The organism is Roseburia sp. 1XD42-69, from assembly GCF_003612565.1.
Taxonomy (GTDB): Bacteria; Bacillota; Clostridia; order Lachnospirales; family Lachnospiraceae; genus Roseburia_B.
The window spans coordinates 1-639 of record NZ_RAZG01000260.1; the positions used below are offsets into that span (position 1 = coordinate 1).

Annotated in this window: 1 protein-coding gene; it reads left to right on the forward strand. The window is 56.0% G+C overall.

The annotated features are described in order from the left end of the window. A partial coding sequence (locus tag D7Y06_RS25475; protein WP_243119525.1) for a virulence-associated E family protein occupies nt 1–639 on the forward strand: 639 nt, incomplete at both ends.

Here is a 639-nt window from a genome sequence, read left to right on the forward strand (position 1 = left end):
ATCAGAGAAGCGGATTGAGGGGGCTATCAAGGTAGCCGCCAATGAATACCGGTATCACCCTGTCCGTGATTACCTGAACAGCCTGCAATGGGACGGGACGGAGCGGGTGCGCTATGCCCTGCGCCATTTCCTCGGTGCGGAGGTGAGCGATTACAATTACGAAGTCCTCCTGCTGTTCATGCTGGGGGCGGTGGCACGGGTATTCAAGCCGGGGACAAAGTTTGAGGTCATGCTCTGTCTGGTGGGCGGTCAGGGAGCCGGGAAGTCCACCTTCTTCCGGTTCCTTGCTGTCCGTGATGAGTGGTTTTCTGATGACCTGCGGAAGTTAGACGATGATAACGTATACCGGAAGCTGCAAGGTCACTGGATTATCGAAATGTCGGAAATGATTGCCACGGCGAACGCAAAGAGCATTGAGGATATTAAGTCCTTTTTGAGCCGCCAGAAGGAAACCTACAAAGCCCCCTATGAAGTCCACCCAAAAGACCACAAGCGGCAGTGCGTGTTTGCCGGGACTTCCAACACGCTGGACTTCCTACCCCTTGACCGCACCGGGAACCGGCGTTTCCTGCCGGTGCAGGTGCAGGCGGAAGCGGCGGAGGTTCACATTCTGGAAGATGAAGCCGCTTCCAGAGCCTA